The sequence below is a fragment of the Desulfovibrio sp. SGI.133 genome (assembly GCF_050313955.1).
Classification (GTDB): Bacteria; Desulfobacterota; Desulfovibrionia; order Desulfovibrionales; family Desulfovibrionaceae; genus Desulfovibrio.
On record NZ_JBNPMK010000002.1, the window covers coordinates 14629 to 29031 of the forward strand.

The window sequence follows — 14403 nt, forward strand, 5'->3', positions numbered from 1 at the left end:
CGCGTCCGTTCGGGGAGCGTGCCGTAAGGTCGCAGCATCCTGGCAGCAGCGGCAGGGCAGGGCGATCCCTCCCTTTGGAAGGGCACGGCTCTAGATGGAAGCCTCGTCCGAGGCGATGGCATCGCACTGGCGCACGGGGCGGCCGTGCAGCACGGGAACGGCCTTGGCATCGAAAAACTCGCCATAGTGCAGCTGCACCTGCCCGGCGTCGGAGTTCTGGAGTTCCAGCGCGGTGAGCACATCGGCGTTGGCGTACCAGACGGCTTTCTGGCGCAGATGCTGGGGCATGCGGTTCTTGGCTTCGATGGTCAGCTTCTGCAGATCCACGAAACCTTCCTCGCCCTTGCGCTTGCCCAGCGCGGCCACGGGCACGTTGGCGATGCGCACCACCCCGCGCCAGTCGCGTACGGCCAGGCCGCAGCGCCAGTTGTATTTGTCGCCCGTGACCTGATATTTGCGGCCGTTCTCGTCCTGCGCCATGTAGGTCTTGAGATCTTCGTGGGAAAGGCCGCCGCGGCTGCCCTTGGGATAGATGCCGTGCACGGACTGCGGCCCCCAGGAGACCAGCCAGAGCGAGGTGCAGCCGCCGTCGCGGCCACCGGCATCCAGCACGTTTTCGGCATCGCTGGCCGGGTAACGCATGGCCAGGCCGTTGAATTCGTCGGGGTTGCGGTTGCTGTCGCCGTAGAACAGGGTGCGGGCCACCTTCTGGCGCATGGCCTCGGCAAAGGCGATGCCCTCGCTCATGCGGAAGGAGCGGTCACGGTCGCCGTACAGGCGGATCTCCTCCACATCCAGTTCCATGATGGCCTCAAGGATGCCGCAGCCTTCCTTGACCTGGCTCCACTGGGATTTGGCGGGCGGCGTGCCCTGATAGAGGCGGCGCCAGTACACGGCGGGCAGGCCGGTGCGGATGCGCGTCAGGTGCCCGTCGGACTGGTTGGCTTCCATCCAGGGCACGTCATCCATGATGTCGTTGGTCTTGTTCATCAGTTCGATGATCTGACCGGCCTTGTCGCCGCGATAGAACTGTTCCATTTCGGCCAGCGTGGCTACAAAACCCAGAGTGGCGGACATGAAGTCTCCTTGGCAAAGGTGGTCGGGGAGGGGCCGTCAGCGGCCCGGTACGAAACGAGGGAAAGGGAAGGAGCGTGCCTTGCCCGCGCCCGGCGCCGTCAGGGACGCTGCGAGCTCCAGCCCGCGTACATGCGTTCTTCCAGGGGCGGCAGGCTGCCGCCGCCTTCGCTGCCGGGCAGGCTGTCTTCCAGCAGACTGTCGGCCAGGCGGCTGAAGAAGCGCAGCACGGCCGGGTGATTGCCGTAGCCGCTTTCTTCCAGCAGGCGGCCGATGCTCTTGTCCGTGTCGAAGCGGTCCAGGGCCAGCTGGGCCCGGGCCACGGTGGCGGCCAGATGCTCACCGCCCAGCTGCGGATCGTCGGCCACTTCCTGCCGCCACTGTTCCACCTGCTGCTGCCAGCGGGCACGGCGCAGGGCATCGGCCTGGCGCAGATGGGCCTCCAGCCGGGCGGCGTCATCGGCTGCGGGCTGTTTTTCCTGCCCCTCGGCAGAAGTCTGGCCGGGGGCGGCGGACTGGCCTTCCTCCGGGCCGCTACCCAGCAAAGGCGCCGCAGGGGGCGTTCCTTCTTCGGCGGCGGGCAGGCCGTACAGGCCGCTTTCCGGCCGGGGAGCCATGCCGCCTTCGTCAAAGATCGCGTCAGTTTCGGGCATCGTCTTCCTCCTGTGTCAAAAAAAGTCTGGGCAGGTGGGAGGGATCGGCCTCCTGCAAAAGGCGGAGTACGGCCACGCCCACATGGCGGCGGCCCTCCTCCCAGTAGATCTGTCCGGCCGGGGTCTCCGGGCCCGGACAGGCGGCGGTGAAGCAGAGCCCGGCCTGCAACAGCCAGCGCAGCAGGTCGCGCCCTTCCGCCGAGGTCATGAGGCCGTCCACGGCCCGGCACAGTCCGGCCCTCCAGCGCTGCTGTACCGGGGAAGCGGGGGCAGGCTCCCCGGCGGGGAAAAGCCGGTCATCGTGCATCGTGTCCTCCTTCCGGGGGCGGCGTCGTGCCGCTCGTCTGTTGTGGCCGCAGGGCAGGGGCGGCCCCGGCGGCCAGGTTGGCCAATACCTGCAAGACGGAGCTTTTTTCCCCTTCCACGGTCAGGTCGCTGTCGGCCAGGGTGTGTCCCAGGTCGGCGGCCTTCTGCAGCAGCTCCAGCTGCTGTTCCGTCTGCCGCGCCTCCTCGCGTCCGGCCCGCAGCCGGGCCCGTTCCTCACGGGGACGTGTCAGGTTCGCGGGCAGGCCGAGGCTTTGGGCATAATTGTCCAGCAGATTGTCCACATCCACGCTGTCCAGGGCTTCGGGCCAGGCCGAGGCCGCCTTGAGGGTCAGGGCCAGATACTGGTCCGTGGCGCTGATGCCCACCAGTTTTTGGGCCTGTGCCAGCAGAGAGACGAATTCCACCTTGAGGTGGCGTCCGCTCAGTTCCGGCGGGCAGGGAGGCAGCATGTCCAGGGCCAGCATGAGGCGGAAGGTACGGTCGATGAGCGGGATCAGCAGCTCGTCATGCAGGCGTTCCAGCACGGGACCGATGAGCAGCAGCTTCTCTTCTTCGCGGGCGGCTATCTCGCTGGCCGTGACCTTGCTGCGCCCTTCCAGGATCAGGCGGAACAGATCGTTGTAGAGCCCGGCCCGTATCTGCTGCTGCACGGCTTCCATGGCGGAGCGCGCCTGGGCCAGATCGGGCTTGACCTGCAAAAGGGGCGTGGCCACGGGCTGGTTCTGACCGGGCAGGCTGTCCACGAAGTTGATGCCGCCGGGCGTCAGGTCGAGCCCCACGGAGCGCAGGCCCGCATGGACGCTCATGGGCGGGTCCACGGCTTTGTGGATGGCCTTGAGCGTGGTGATGCCCATTTGTTGCAGCATGCGGCAGTCGGGCAGGGCATCCATGGCGGGCGAGCGGCCATAGACATCGTTGGCCGCCACGTCCCAGCGCGGGCCGAAACCGGGAAAGCCCAGGAAGCCGGATTCCTTCAGGGGCACGACCTGCCCTTCCCGTCCTTCCAGCCAGTAGACCGAGGCCCAGGGCATGTGGCATTGCCCCGCCATCCGGGGCCGGCGTTCCGTGCGGGGCAGCACGGCATGGATGACCGCATGTCGCTGGTCCGGCGTGCGCCGGGCCGCCAGGCGCAGGTTCTCCGGCAGGGCCTCCGGACCGAAGCTTTGCACCATCTGGCGCAGGCTCATGTGCATGCGGTGGAAGACCGTGTCCACCCGCCGGGCCGCGTCCGTATCCAGCACATACTGTCCGGCGCAGAGCGGCACGAAGCGGAAGCCGTGGCGCAGGTCGGCCAGTTCGAAGACGAAGGCCGTGCCGAAGGTCCCCAGCTCCGCATAGATGGTGTGCATGGCGTTGTAGAAGTTGCAGCGCTGCAGCACCACGCGCATGCGGGCCTCCACTTCATCCAGATAACGCTGGCCCGCGTGGCTGCGCGAAAGTTCGGGATCGTCCAGGGCCAGCCGGAACCAGGGCCGGGCGGGGCTGGTCATGCCGCCCTGCAGACCGGCGGCCAGGGTCCGCATGGCCAGGATGCCCGTGGCGTCCACCAAGGAGCGGTTGAGCAGGGGACGGTCGTCTAGACTGTCGTCGGTGCGGAAACGGGTGGGCAGAAAGTGCTCGGCCAGGCTCTCCCAGGCCGTGTCCCAGGGCGAGCGCCGTTCCAGCAGGGCCCGGTAACGACGGGCCAGGGCCGGGACGCGCAGGGCAAGGCGCTCTTCGGCTTCCGGCCGATCCGCAGCAGAAAGCGAGGGCCCCTGATGCACCGCCCCGAGCAGGGCGCTGTGCCGGGCGCATCCTATTGCCCCAGCAGGGTCTTGCCGCGGTTCTCCTGCGAGGCCAGCGGCGTGGTGTGGATGGATGCCCGGATGCCCGCGGCCTTGCTGGCCTTGTCCTTCTGGTTCTGGCGGGCGGCCGTGGCTGCTTCGGTGACGGGTTTGGGAGTGGCCGCCTTGGGGGCGGGCTGGACTTCCGGTACGCTGGGGCTGGAGGAGCCTCCGAATCCCATATGTCCTCCTTGGGGATGAAGGTTGTTTACGGATGGGCCCTGTGGCCGGATGGAGACATCTTTACGGTGCGCGCCAGCGTTTCCGGCGTGCAGAGCAGCTGGATGCCGTCCACATGGACGCCGCGCCGGGCCAGCCAGCAGGCGGCGGGCAGGCGCCCCGTGATGACGAAACCGCAGGCCGTGGCCAGACGCCAGGCATGGCGGTTGCTGACCGGGCACAGGCCCCAAAGCGCGCTGGTCTCCGTATGGCGGAAGACCCAACGGAAAGCGGCACGGGCCAGAGGCACGGCCAGCGGGAATGCCGGGCGGAAGACCGTGAAATCGAATTCCCGGATCTGCCCGCGCCAGGGGCTGAACAATCCGTAGGCCAGCGCCGTGCCGTCAGGGGCCGTGGCCTGCAGGAGCTGGCGGCCGGGGGCGCTGACCAGACGCAGCCAGTCATCTTCCCGGGGATGGGACCAGGCGTACATGGCGCAGCCCGTGAGCCCTTCCCGGCACATGCGGGCGAAGAGGGCTTTGCGGCCCGCGTCGTCCCGGACGGCTTCCAGACGGAAGGCGTCCTGCACGTCGGTCTGGTCGCAGGGTTGCGGTCGTGTGTTCTCCATGCGGGGCTCCTGTTGTTGGGGGATTTGCGGGATAGGGGCGCGCGGGATGTCGTCGCAGTCATGACGCTGCCCGGGACGGGGGAGTAAGAACGGTCCCGACCGGCTTTCCCCTGTCCGGCAGGTATCCCGGCACGACCGTGTCGCGGGTGATCCCGGTACAGGTCTCTCCGGGATACCGATGGCACGGGTACGCGGCAGCCTTCCTTTCATCGCCCCAGTCCCAGCACGTCATAGCTGATGCGGGCCCGGGCCGGAGGCAGGGGGCCCTCCGGCGGGCGAAAGCCCGTGACCGCGTAGCGCAGGGCATCGGCGGCGTGGCTGGAGCCGTCATGCAGCGGGCCGGAGGAGAACTGTTCCTGCCGGGGTCGCCATTGCCGACGGTAGGAGCGCAGGGCCGCCAGTCCGGCGGCACAGTGACGGCTGTCGAACCAGAGCCGGGGCAGGGCGCGGCGTACGGCGTCGATACCGTCGGCCAGCGGCAGGGACGGCGCGATGTCGAAGCGGATGCCCAGACGGGCGGCGCTCTCCAGACGGCTCTGGCCCGTGCCCAGTTCCCGCACCCGGATGTCATGCGGGGCCAGGTGGCGGCCGTAGCAAAATCCGCGTCCCGCAAGGCCGTCGGCGGTGGCCGTCCCTTCCGGCCGGGCCTTGGCCGCCAGCACGGCCGCGTAATGGGCCAGCCCCTCGCCGCTGGCTTCGTAATAGTCCAGCATGCGCCAGTTGCCGGAAGGCTCCACCTGGAAGAACCAGATGGCCGTGGCATCATCCATGCCCAGGTCCCAGGCCGTATGCACGGGCAGGTCGGGGCTTACCGGCAGGGGGCAGATGCGTCCCGCCAGATCGGCGGCATCCAGCTGGGCGGCATAGTAGGCCCCGCGCACGGCGGCGGCGAAGGAACACTCGAATTCCTGCTGGTACTCGGCCTCGCTCATACCGCGGCGGGCGGCGTCCAGCTCGGTTTGCGGCAGGTAGCCTGTCTGCGAGGCCGGAAAGCGGAAGCGTGACCAGCCCTCCGCCGCCCCCAGGCTGCCCGCCAGCTGCCAGACATCGTGCAGCAAATTGTCACAGCCCTTGGGCGTGCCGCAGAACAAGGCCCGCCCCTGCCGGTCGGCCAGCGCGGGGCGCAGGATCTGGCTCCAGACCTCGCGGGGGATGTCGGCGGGCTCGTCCAGCACCAGATCATCCAGATACAGGCCGCGCAGGGCCTGGGCGTTGTCCGTGCCGTACAGGCGGATGCGCGCGCCGTTGGGCAGGTCACAGCGCAGTTCTCCTTCATGGAAACGGGTACCGGGGATCACGCCCGCGAAATGCCGCAGATAATCCCAGGCCACGGCCTTGTCCTGTCCCAGATAGGGGGCGGCGTAGGCGGCGCGCCAGTCCGTGCGGGAGGTGCGCAGGGCCGCCCGCAGCAGGTCGTTGACGGCGGCCACGGTCTTGCCGAAGCGGCGGTGGCAGAGCAGCACGCAAAAGCGGGTGCGCTGCTGGTGGAAGCGCCATTGCAGCGGGCGCGGCGTATAGGGGATGATGCAGGGCGTTTCCATGTCGGTCTCGCGGGGTCTAAAGGTTACGGAGGGCCATCTTCCGGCTCCTGCCCGGCCCAGATGACGCGCAGGGGCACAGGCTTCCTGTCGCTGTCCTGCGACGTGCCCTCCTGCTCCAGCGTGCGGGCAAGGGCGTGCAGTTCCTTGATCTCTTTGACGATGTCGATGCTTTTTTCCGAGACCTCGGCAGTGTCGAGATGTTCGGTCAGGCGTTGCAGGCGCTCGTGCAGGGCTTTTTCCAGGGCTTTTTTCCGGCGGCGTACCGGCATCACTGCACCTCCCGGGGAGGACGGCAGTGCAGCAGGGCGGGCAAGGCGGCACCGGGCAGCTGCTGCCAGCGGTCCTCCTGCCGCTCCAGATGCCGTTCCAGACGTTGCAGCAGGCGTTCCAGGCCGTAGAAGCGCGCTTCCTGGGCCTGCAACTGGCTGTGCAGGCGGCCTGCCTCCTCCCGCAGGGAGCGCACCTCGTCCGCCAGCGGCGTCAGGAGTTCCCGTTCCTGCGCCAGAGCCTGTTCCAGCAGATCGAGGCGGCGCAGCCACAGGGCTTCCCGTCGCTGTTCGTCCCGGCGGCAGCGCAGATGTTCGGCCTGCGGGACGAAGCTGCGGCGCAGGCTCCACAGGGCCCAGAGCAGCAGCCCCTGTACCAGGGCCAGCAGCAGGGGCAGGAGCGCGGCAGGCAGATGGGTGGTCATGGGCATCTCCGTGGTTCAGAAGGGCAGGCCCAGCATTCCGGCCAGCAGGCCCAGGATCTGGTCCAGGGCCGGGGGCGGCAGGTCGTCCAGCAGGTCGGGCGCCAGCAGGGGCAGGAGCAGCAGGCGCACGGGCACTTCCCAGCAAAAGAGCAGGGCCAGCACCCAGCCCAGGAAGGAACGCCACAGGCGCAGCACGCTGGAAGGGGCATTTTCCGTTTCCCGTTCGTTAAGGCGGATCTGGGCGGCCAGCAGTTCCTGCCGTTCCCGACTGCTGCCCGTCAGGTCGCGCAACAGCCGGGTGCCCAGATCGCGCAGCAGGTTCCACATTACTGCGCCTCCCGTTCCAGATCGGCCAGATGCTGGTGCAGGGCCTTAACCCGGTTGCGCCAGCCAGTCAGGAAGACCTTCATGGACGGGCGGGACGCGGCCAGACGGCGATAGAAGGCGTCCCGCAGGCGCAGGCTGCTCCGGGCCGCGTACCAGTCCAGATGCACGTCGGCCAGCGCGTTGGCCAGCTCGCGGGTGTCCGGGCCCATGATGCCGTCCTCGGCGATGGGGGAGTAGTGGTCGAGCTGGGTCTCGCCCGTGGCGTTCATGGTTTCCTGCAACTGCTTCACGGCCCGGCTGGCGCCCATGTTGACCGCGCCGTCATAGAGCGTGACGGCCAGCGGCAGGGGCAGGCGGTCGCAGCCCAGGGCCTCCCAGAAATGCCTGCGGAACAGACGGGCCGCCTGTTCTTTGGTACAGGCGCGGATATCGTCGGCGTCGATATCGCCGTCATTGTTCAGATCCAGGCTGAAGTAGTCGCAATCCGGGCCCGTACGCCGGGGGCAGGTATCGCATTGCCGGGCATCGCGCAGACAGCGTTCTTTGGCCTGCCGGGCCAGATCCGTGACCCAGCGCAGGGAGATGCCGTGATTGGTGATGCCGCCGGGATCGGCTTCGTGGTCGGAAAGGCCGCCTTCCCAGCGGGCCGTGAACGTATGGGCCAGAGTGAAATTATCGCGCATATGCCCTCCTGCATGGCGGTGGAATGATGGCGGGGCGGTGTCGCACCCGTGAGGCCACCATGCCGGAAAAGGGCGCCGGCGTAAGTTTGAAGGATTTCAGTAGGGGAAGTGTCGTGGAGGGACAGGAGGGGAAAGAAGATGGTGCGGGGCCGGAGAGGAAGGAAGGCAAGCGACCTGGAGAGGAGAGCCCGTGTACAGGCCTGCGGGGCTCATCCGTCCCTGCCTGACATGCCCGACAGGGGGCAGCCTGCGGACAAAAACGGGAAAGGCAGCTGCCTTTCCCGTCCGGCCTGAAAGGGAGGTGCGGGGATCAGCCCTGAAGGGCGTCGACGGGGGCCGGAAGGGCCTTGTCCGGCAGTTCGGCCTCCTGCTTGAGCAGCTGCCAGACGCGCCGGTCCGTGATGCCGTACCGGCGGGCCAGAAAGCGAACCTCGGTATTGCTGGAGGTACCGGCGGCGGTATGGCGGCTGAAGGCGCCGAGCAGCTCCCGCTGGCGCACCTGACGGGCGAGACGGGCGCAGCGGGGGATATACAGACAGGTGCCGCCGTAAGCTCCCAGCAGGCGGCGCAAGACGGACTCGGGCAGCAGGGCGCGCAGCAGGTGCCCTTCCGACGGGAAGCGGCGGGGGATGCGCAGGGTCAGGCCGCCGCAGTGTTCCAGAAGCCTGTGCAGGGCGGCATCATCTTCCAGAACCTGGCGCAGCAGGCGTACGCTTTCGGGCAAAAGGGGCAGCAGGCTGTCCCAGTCCACGGGGGCGGCGGGTCTGGCCGTATGCCGGGGATGCGTGGCAGGACTTCCGCTACTGGACCACATGGCGGGCCTCCGGGGCCAGGGGACTGCGGGGGCGCTGGAGATGTGCCTCCAACGGTTGTTCCGTGCCGTCCGCCCCTTGCCCGGCCATGAAGGCCCCGGCGGCAGGGAGGGCTTCCGGGGCAGGCGGCATGGCATCGCCGGACTGGCGGGGAGCGGCCTGCATGTCTTCCAGCATGCGGGCGATGCGGCGCAATTGCTCTGCCGCCCAGAGCAGGGAACCCTCGGCGGGTTCCTCTTCACTGTCGGCGGACTGCGTCAGGAGACGCTGGAACTGTTCCAGGGATCGTGTGTTCATGTCGGCTACTCCCTTTCTGATAATGGCACGGTGTCCCGCAGCGGATCTCTGCGGAAAAGTTATGTTGCGGAAAAAGTTTTCTTTTGCCCGGTAAAAGCGGGCCCGGGCTGCTGTATCCATTGCCATTAGCTACAGGTTGTTCTATGTTTGACAGCAGGCATAGCCGTACTTTTTACATGTTTTCTTTTTTCAATCAAAGGAAAAATTTTTAACTTTTCTTTTAAAAAGATTTAATATCCTATTTTTAATGAATAAAAAAATTTGGAGCGCGCATGGAAGATAAAAATAGATTTTCCTTTATCTCTACACAGGGCTTTGCCGAGCGCCTGCGCCGCCGTCGCCTTGGCCTTGGCCTGCGCAAGCAGGATCTTGCCGCACAGGTGGGGGTCAGCCTGACCACTATCCAGCAGTACGAGAACGGCCAGTTGCCCAAGGGGGAGTTTGCCGTCCGGCTGGGGGCGGCCCTGCGCTGTTCGCTGGACTGGCTGCTGGCCGGGCAGGGGAATGTGGAAGGGGCCCTGCAGGACCAGTGGGGCGGGCTGGTCATGGTGCCCATGGTGGAGGCGCGTCTTTCCGCCGGTACGGGGAGCTTTGAGACCAGCGGCGATGTGGTGCGGCACTATGCCTTTCGCGAGGATTTTTTGCGGCGCAAGGGCAGCCCGTCGCACATGGCCCTGTTGCGGGTCTCCGGCGACAGCATGGAGCCCCGCATCTGCCACAATGACGTGGTCCTTGTGGACCAGAGCCAGAAAGACCCGGTGCCCGGCCGCATCTATGCCGTGAGCGTGGAGGATCTGGTCTACCTCAAGGTGGTCAACGCCATGCCGGGGCGCCTGATCCTCAGCAGCTACAATCCTGCCTATCCGCCCATCGAGGCCTGCACTACCGACCAGCTGGCCGACCTGGTGCGCATCGTGGGGCGGGCGGTCTGGGTGGGGCGTGAGCTTGATTGACGGCACGCCCCGCGTGCCTTGTTCGACTTGTTAAACATAGTAAAAAACTTTATTTTTTTATTCTGTAAAATCAATATAATAACAAAAAATATTCGTAGCGCAGACGTTTTGGGGGCCTGCGCTGACACTTTGCTGACAGCCGCAGGCGCAGTGTGGAAATGCGGACAGGGCCCAGTCCGCAGGGGCCGGGACGTAGCCGTGCCCCCACCCGCAACTGTTACAGATGGCGGTCATGCCGCCAGAAGGAGATATCCCATGCGTCTGCTGCTTTCTTGTGTGATGGTTCTGGCTCTTGCTTTCCCCGCCATGGCTGCCCAGGGCGGCTTCCAGGGTCCGGGACAGGCTCCCGGCGGTTTCCAGGGGCCCACGTCCGGCGTCCAGGCCGATACCGTGGCCAAGGCCCTCAAAGCCTGGGACGACGCGCCGGTGATGCTGACGGGCCATATCGTGGAGCGTGTGGCCGGCAGCGATGATAAGTACAATTTCCGTGACGCCACGGGCACCATCGTGGTAGAGATCGACCATGAAGTGTTCGCCGGCCGTACGGTGACGCCCGCCGACCGGGTGCGCCTTTCCGGCAAGCTGGACAAGGAGATGATGGATCCCACCAAGGTCGATGTGAAGGTCCTGGAAATCCTCAAGTAGTCTGACAGGCGGGCCGTGCGCTACCGGCGGGCGGCCCGCCAGCGGAGTCGTGATGCGAATTTTTTCTGTGCTGCTTCTGCTGGCCGCCGGCCTGTTTCTGCTCCCGCCGGGTACCGGTGCGGCGGGTTTCGTGGGCCCCGGTGTCTCGCCGACGCTGACCCGTGCGGCCGACGTGCTCAATGCCTGGGATGATGCCCCCTGTGTTCTGGAAGGCCATATCCTGGAAAAGATCCCCCGCAAGGACCGTTACCTTTTTGAGGACGAGAGCGGCCGCGTGGTGGTGGAGATAGAGCACGAGACCTTCGGGCACCTGACGGTCACTCCGCAGGACAAAGTGCGCCTAGTGGGGCATGTGGACTGGAGCTCCAAGCACCCCAATGAGGTGGAGGTGGACGCTCTGGCCATCATCCAGTGATGTTCGGGCCCTGCGGGGCCTTTCGGACGGCGGGCCATCCGCCGGGTTTTCCATTCTTCAGGGGGCGCACGGCGCCCCGTCCTTTTTTGCGGAGGTGCGCATGGTGCCTGTCTCTGTCCTGCTGGTGGAAGATAACGAGGACATCCTCGCCAACCTGTACGCCTATCTTGAGCCCTTGGGCTATGAACTGGATTGCGCCCGCAACGGCCGCACGGGCCTTGAGATGGCCGCGTCCGGCCAGTTCGATCTGGTGGTGCTGGACATCATGCTCCCCGGGCTGGACGGCATCAGCCTGTGCCGTGCCCTGCGCGAGGAACACGGCGTACAGGTGCCGGTCATCATGCTGACGGCCCGTGATACCGTGGCCGACCGTGTGCTGGGCCTGGACGCCGGGGCCGACGACTATCTGGTCAAACCCTTTGCCCTGCGCGAGCTGGAGGCCCGCATCCGGGCCCTGCTGCGGCGGGGCCGGACGCAGGAGAGCGCCCAGGGCGGCGAGCTGCGTGTGGACGATGTCTGTATCGACGTGGCCGGGCACCGGGTCACGCGGCAGGGCCGCGAGGTCAAGGTGAGCCCCACGGGCTTCCGCATCCTGTGCGAGCTGGCGCGCCGTGCGCCCGCCCTGGTCCGCCGCGAGGAACTGGAGCGCCGCCTCTGGGGCGACGACCTGCCCGGCGGCAGCGCCCTGCGGACGCATATCCACGAACTGCGCCAGCATCTGGACAAGCCTTTCGGCAGCCCCGTGCTGCATACCATCTCCCATGTGGGCTACCGTCTCGGCCGTGAAGAGGAGCCCGGGGCGTGAGCGGCGGTTCCCCCATCCGGCGGCGTCTGCTGGTCTCGTTCATGCTGCTGGCCGCCGGTCTCGGCCTGACCATGGGCATGGTGGGCCTGCTCTCCTATGACAGGCTGGGCGCCCATCTGGTGGACTGGTACGCACGTCCGGTCATGAATGCCCTCATCGAGGCCGAGGAACGCTCGCGCCGTGCCGAGGACCGGGGACGGCACAACAACCTGGTCTATGGGGCCGACCTGGCGAACCTTATGGATCTGCAATTCCGGGTGGGCAAACAGATCCCCCGCGAATGGCATTCCCTGGAGCCCGGCCTGCACTTTTTCGACCGCATGGAGAATTTCGTCTTCCTCGAGGAGCACAAGGGCGTACGCTACGCCCTGAGCGGGCACACGGGCCTGCTGGTGACCATCAAGGCCCAGCTGACCCGGGTCCTGGGCCTGTGCGCGGGCCTGGGCCTGGGCGTGGCGGCCCTGCTGGCCGTGCTGCTCAGCCGGCGGCTCACGGGCCAGCTGACCGATCTGACCCGTACCGTGTCCCGCTGCCCCGTACCCCGTGCCGGGGGGGACTACCCCGGCCTGCCGCCCTTGCCGCAAGTGGCCCTTGATGACGAGGTAGGCGTGCTGGCCCGGGCCATCGCCAGCCGCGAGGAGGCCCTGCGCCGTTTCGTCCAGCGCGAGAGTTTCTTCACCGGTGATGTGAGCCACGAGCTGCGCACGCCCCTGACCGTCATGCAGGGCGGCCTGGAAGTGCTGGAACTGCAGCTGGAGCGCCTGCCCGGTTCCGAGCGCTGTGCGCCCACGGTGGAGCGCCTGCAGCGCACGGTGCGCGACATGTCCGCCACGGTGGGCATCCTTCTGCTGCTGGCCCGACGTCCCGAAAATATCGAACTCGAGCCCGTGGATCTGGCCCTGCTGGTGCGGGACACTGTCCAGGGGCAGGACTGCTTTTCGCTGGAGCTCCCCGAGAGCCGGGAAGTGCAGGCGCAGCCTGCCCTGGCGGGGATCGTCGTCAAGAATCTGCTGGACAATGCCCGGCTTTACTCGGAAAATGGCCGTGTTGCCGTGCGCCTGGACGAGCATGTGCTCCAGGTGCGCAACGCGGGACGCATCCCTGAGGATCTGGACATCTTTGCCCGCGGGGTGCGTGCCCGTGCCCGAGGCGATGCCACGCCGGGCGGCAGCGGTCTGGGGCTCTCGCTGGTGCGCCGCGCCTGCGAGCAGCTGGGCTGGTCGGTGAGCTACCGGCACAGCGGAGAAAATGAGACACTGTTCGAAGTGTGCTTTGCTCCGGACAGTGATGGAGAACGTGTGTGAAGATCAGCATGAGCAAGGGCCGCCTGCTGGCCGTACTGGCCCTGCTGCTGGGCTGTGCGCTGCTCTGGCGGGGCTTTTTCGAGCCCGGCAGGCAGCGCGGCATGCCGCAGGATACGCCGCCGGTGCGTGTGGCCACGGCCCTGGCGCAGGATATGCCCCATTTCCTCAACGGTCTGGGCACGGTGGAGCCGTCCAGTGACGTGCTGGTGACCAGCCGGGTGGACGGGCATCTGCAGCGCCTGCATTTTACGGAAGGTCAGTTCGTCCATAAGGGCGACCTGCTGGCCGAGATCGATCCCCGGCCGTTCGAGGCCGCTTTGGGCGAGGCCCGCGGTGCCCTGGCCCGCGATACGGCCCAGCTGGAGAACGCCCGCCGCGACCTGAGCCGGTATGAAAAGCTGGTGAGCGGCGGCCATATCGCCCGGCAGCAGTACGACAACCAGCGCGCCCTGGTGCGCCAGTATGAAGGCACGGTACAGTCCGACAAGGCTGCCGTGGATTCGGCGGCCCTGCAACTGCAGTACAGCCGCATCACCGCTCCGGCCGACGGCGTGCTGGGCCTGCGAAAGGTGGACGAGGGCAACATGGTGCATGCTTCCGACACCGAAGGGCTGGTGCGCATCACCCTGCTGACGCCTTCCTATGTGGTCTTCACTCTTCCGGAAAGCCGGGTGCCCCTGGTGGCACAGCACTGGCGCGAGGCCCGCAAGAGCGGTGGCCGCCTGCTGGTTCAGGCCTGGGACCGCGAGCAGCAGGCTCTGCTGGCCCAGGGCTATCTGCTGAGCATGGACAACCAGATCGACACCGCCACAGGTACGGTGAAGCTCAAGGCGGAATTCGCCAACGAGGACCACACCCTCTTCCCCAACCAGTTCGTCAATGCCCGTTTGCTGGTCACGGTCCTGCCCCAGGCCGTCACGGTGCCCACCGCCGCCGTGCAGCTGGGCAGCCGCGGCTCCTACGTCTATGTGGTGGACAAGGATACCGTCCGCCTGCGCGAAGTGACGCCCGGCGTGCGTACCGACAGCCTGACCGTCATCGACAAGGGCCTTGCCGCGGGCGAGGTCGTGGTGGTGGACGGTGTGGACCGCCTGCGTGACGGCCTGCGCGTGCGCGTGACGGCCAGCATGGAGACCCCGCGCGTGACCGTGCCTGCCACCGGGGGCGGGGAATAACTTCAGGGAGGGAAGAGGGATCCCGACACGGCTGCCGATGCCCGTGACGTTGCGGCTTGCAGCCGCCATCCGGTGATGCGGGCGTGCGGCA

General features: G+C 67.0%; 19 protein-coding genes. 6 read left to right on the top strand and 13 right to left on the bottom strand.

Annotation, left to right across the window (positions count from 1 at the left end; genetic code table 11):
• Positions 1 to 90: 90 nt before the first annotated feature.
• The 13 genes from ACQRBR_RS02830 to ACQRBR_RS02890 form a co-directional block, all read right to left on the bottom strand.
• Positions 91 to 1077 carry a major capsid protein gene (locus tag ACQRBR_RS02830; protein WP_204673892.1) on the bottom strand — a complete coding sequence of 329 codons (987 nt, stop codon included), beginning with the start codon at positions 1075 to 1077 and terminating at the stop codon, positions 91 to 93.
• Between the two features lie 98 nt (positions 1078 to 1175).
• Positions 1176 to 1727 carry a hypothetical protein gene (locus ACQRBR_RS02835; RefSeq protein ID WP_427812271.1) on the bottom strand — a complete coding sequence of 184 codons (552 nt, stop codon included), beginning with the start codon at positions 1725 to 1727 and terminating at the stop codon, positions 1176 to 1178.
• Positions 1714 to 2034 carry a hypothetical protein gene (locus ACQRBR_RS02840; protein ID WP_427812272.1) on the bottom strand — a complete coding sequence of 107 codons (321 nt, stop codon included), beginning with the start codon at positions 2032 to 2034 and terminating at the stop codon, positions 1714 to 1716. Before ACQRBR_RS02840 ends, ACQRBR_RS02835 begins: the two co-directional genes overlap by 14 nt.
• A complete protein-coding gene (locus ACQRBR_RS02845; protein ID WP_427812273.1) occupies positions 2024 to 3817 on the bottom strand; it encodes a portal protein in 1794 nt (597 codons plus the stop codon). The genes ACQRBR_RS02840 and ACQRBR_RS02845 overlap by 11 nt, the downstream gene beginning before the upstream one ends.
• A gap of 32 nt (positions 3818 to 3849) precedes the next feature.
• Positions 3850 to 4059: a hypothetical protein gene (locus ACQRBR_RS02850; protein ID WP_168934540.1), complete on the bottom strand. Its 210-nt coding sequence runs from the start codon at positions 4057 to 4059 to the stop codon at positions 3850 to 3852.
• Positions 4060 to 4085: 26 nt separating this feature from the next.
• Positions 4086 to 4664 (bottom strand): hypothetical protein, encoded by a 579-nt coding sequence (locus ACQRBR_RS02855; protein ID WP_427812274.1) that lies wholly within the window; start codon positions 4662 to 4664, stop codon positions 4086 to 4088.
• Between the two features lie 206 nt (positions 4665 to 4870).
• On the bottom strand, positions 4871 to 6205 hold the full coding sequence (locus ACQRBR_RS02860; protein ID WP_427812275.1) for a hypothetical protein: 1335 nt from the start codon (positions 6203 to 6205) through the stop codon (positions 4871 to 4873).
• Between the two features lie 23 nt (positions 6206 to 6228).
• On the bottom strand, positions 6229 to 6474 hold the full coding sequence (locus ACQRBR_RS02865) for a hypothetical protein (protein WP_427812276.1): 246 nt from the start codon (positions 6472 to 6474) through the stop codon (positions 6229 to 6231).
• Positions 6474 to 6896: a hypothetical protein gene (locus ACQRBR_RS02870; protein WP_427812277.1), complete on the bottom strand. Its 423-nt coding sequence runs from the start codon at positions 6894 to 6896 to the stop codon at positions 6474 to 6476. Before ACQRBR_RS02870 ends, ACQRBR_RS02865 begins: the two co-directional genes overlap by 1 nt.
• A 15-nt stretch (positions 6897 to 6911) precedes the next feature.
• Entirely contained in the window at positions 6912 to 7223 is a 312-nt protein-coding gene (locus ACQRBR_RS02875) for a hypothetical protein (RefSeq protein WP_204625196.1), read from the bottom strand.
• Positions 7223 to 7906, bottom strand: coding sequence for a glycoside hydrolase family 108 protein (locus ACQRBR_RS02880; RefSeq protein ID WP_427812278.1), 684 nt, complete (start codon positions 7904 to 7906; stop codon positions 7223 to 7225). Before ACQRBR_RS02880 ends, ACQRBR_RS02875 begins: the two co-directional genes overlap by 1 nt.
• Positions 7907 to 8216: 310 nt before the next feature.
• Entirely contained in the window at positions 8217 to 8720 is a 504-nt protein-coding gene (locus tag ACQRBR_RS02885) for a Mor transcription activator family protein (RefSeq protein ID WP_427812279.1), read from the bottom strand.
• Entirely contained in the window at positions 8707 to 9015 is a 309-nt protein-coding gene (locus tag ACQRBR_RS02890; RefSeq protein ID WP_303878268.1) for a hypothetical protein, read from the bottom strand. The genes ACQRBR_RS02885 and ACQRBR_RS02890 overlap by 14 nt, the downstream gene beginning before the upstream one ends.
• A 272-nt stretch (positions 9016 to 9287) precedes the next feature.
• Between ACQRBR_RS02890 and ACQRBR_RS02895 the strand changes: the two genes are divergently transcribed.
• The 6 genes from ACQRBR_RS02895 to ACQRBR_RS02920 all read left to right on the top strand — a co-directional run bounded on the left by ACQRBR_RS02895 (position 9288) and on the right by ACQRBR_RS02920 (position 14312).
• A complete protein-coding gene (locus tag ACQRBR_RS02895; RefSeq protein WP_303878266.1) occupies positions 9288 to 9968 on the top strand; it encodes an XRE family transcriptional regulator in 681 nt (226 codons plus the stop codon).
• 255 nt (positions 9969 to 10223) lie between these two features.
• The gene (locus ACQRBR_RS02900) at positions 10224 to 10613 is read left to right on the top strand and encodes a YgiW/YdeI family stress tolerance OB fold protein (RefSeq protein WP_204673880.1); all 390 of its coding nucleotides are present in this window, start codon (positions 10224 to 10226) and stop codon (positions 10611 to 10613) included.
• A gap of 52 nt (positions 10614 to 10665) precedes the next feature.
• Positions 10666 to 11028 carry a NirD/YgiW/YdeI family stress tolerance protein gene (locus ACQRBR_RS02905; RefSeq protein WP_168934529.1) on the top strand — a complete coding sequence of 121 codons (363 nt, stop codon included), beginning with the start codon at positions 10666 to 10668 and terminating at the stop codon, positions 11026 to 11028.
• Positions 11029 to 11128: 100 nt separating this feature from the next.
• Positions 11129 to 11833, top strand: coding sequence for a response regulator transcription factor (locus ACQRBR_RS02910; RefSeq protein ID WP_168934528.1), 705 nt, complete (start codon positions 11129 to 11131; stop codon positions 11831 to 11833).
• Positions 11830 to 13137 (top strand): sensor histidine kinase, encoded by a 1308-nt coding sequence (locus tag ACQRBR_RS02915; RefSeq protein ID WP_303878264.1) that lies wholly within the window; start codon positions 11830 to 11832, stop codon positions 13135 to 13137. The genes ACQRBR_RS02910 and ACQRBR_RS02915 overlap by 4 nt, the downstream gene beginning before the upstream one ends.
• Positions 13134 to 14312 (top strand): MdtA/MuxA family multidrug efflux RND transporter periplasmic adaptor subunit, encoded by a 1179-nt coding sequence (locus ACQRBR_RS02920; RefSeq protein WP_427812280.1) that lies wholly within the window; start codon positions 13134 to 13136, stop codon positions 14310 to 14312. Before ACQRBR_RS02915 ends, ACQRBR_RS02920 begins: the two co-directional genes overlap by 4 nt.
• Positions 14313 to 14403: the final 91 nt, after the last annotated feature.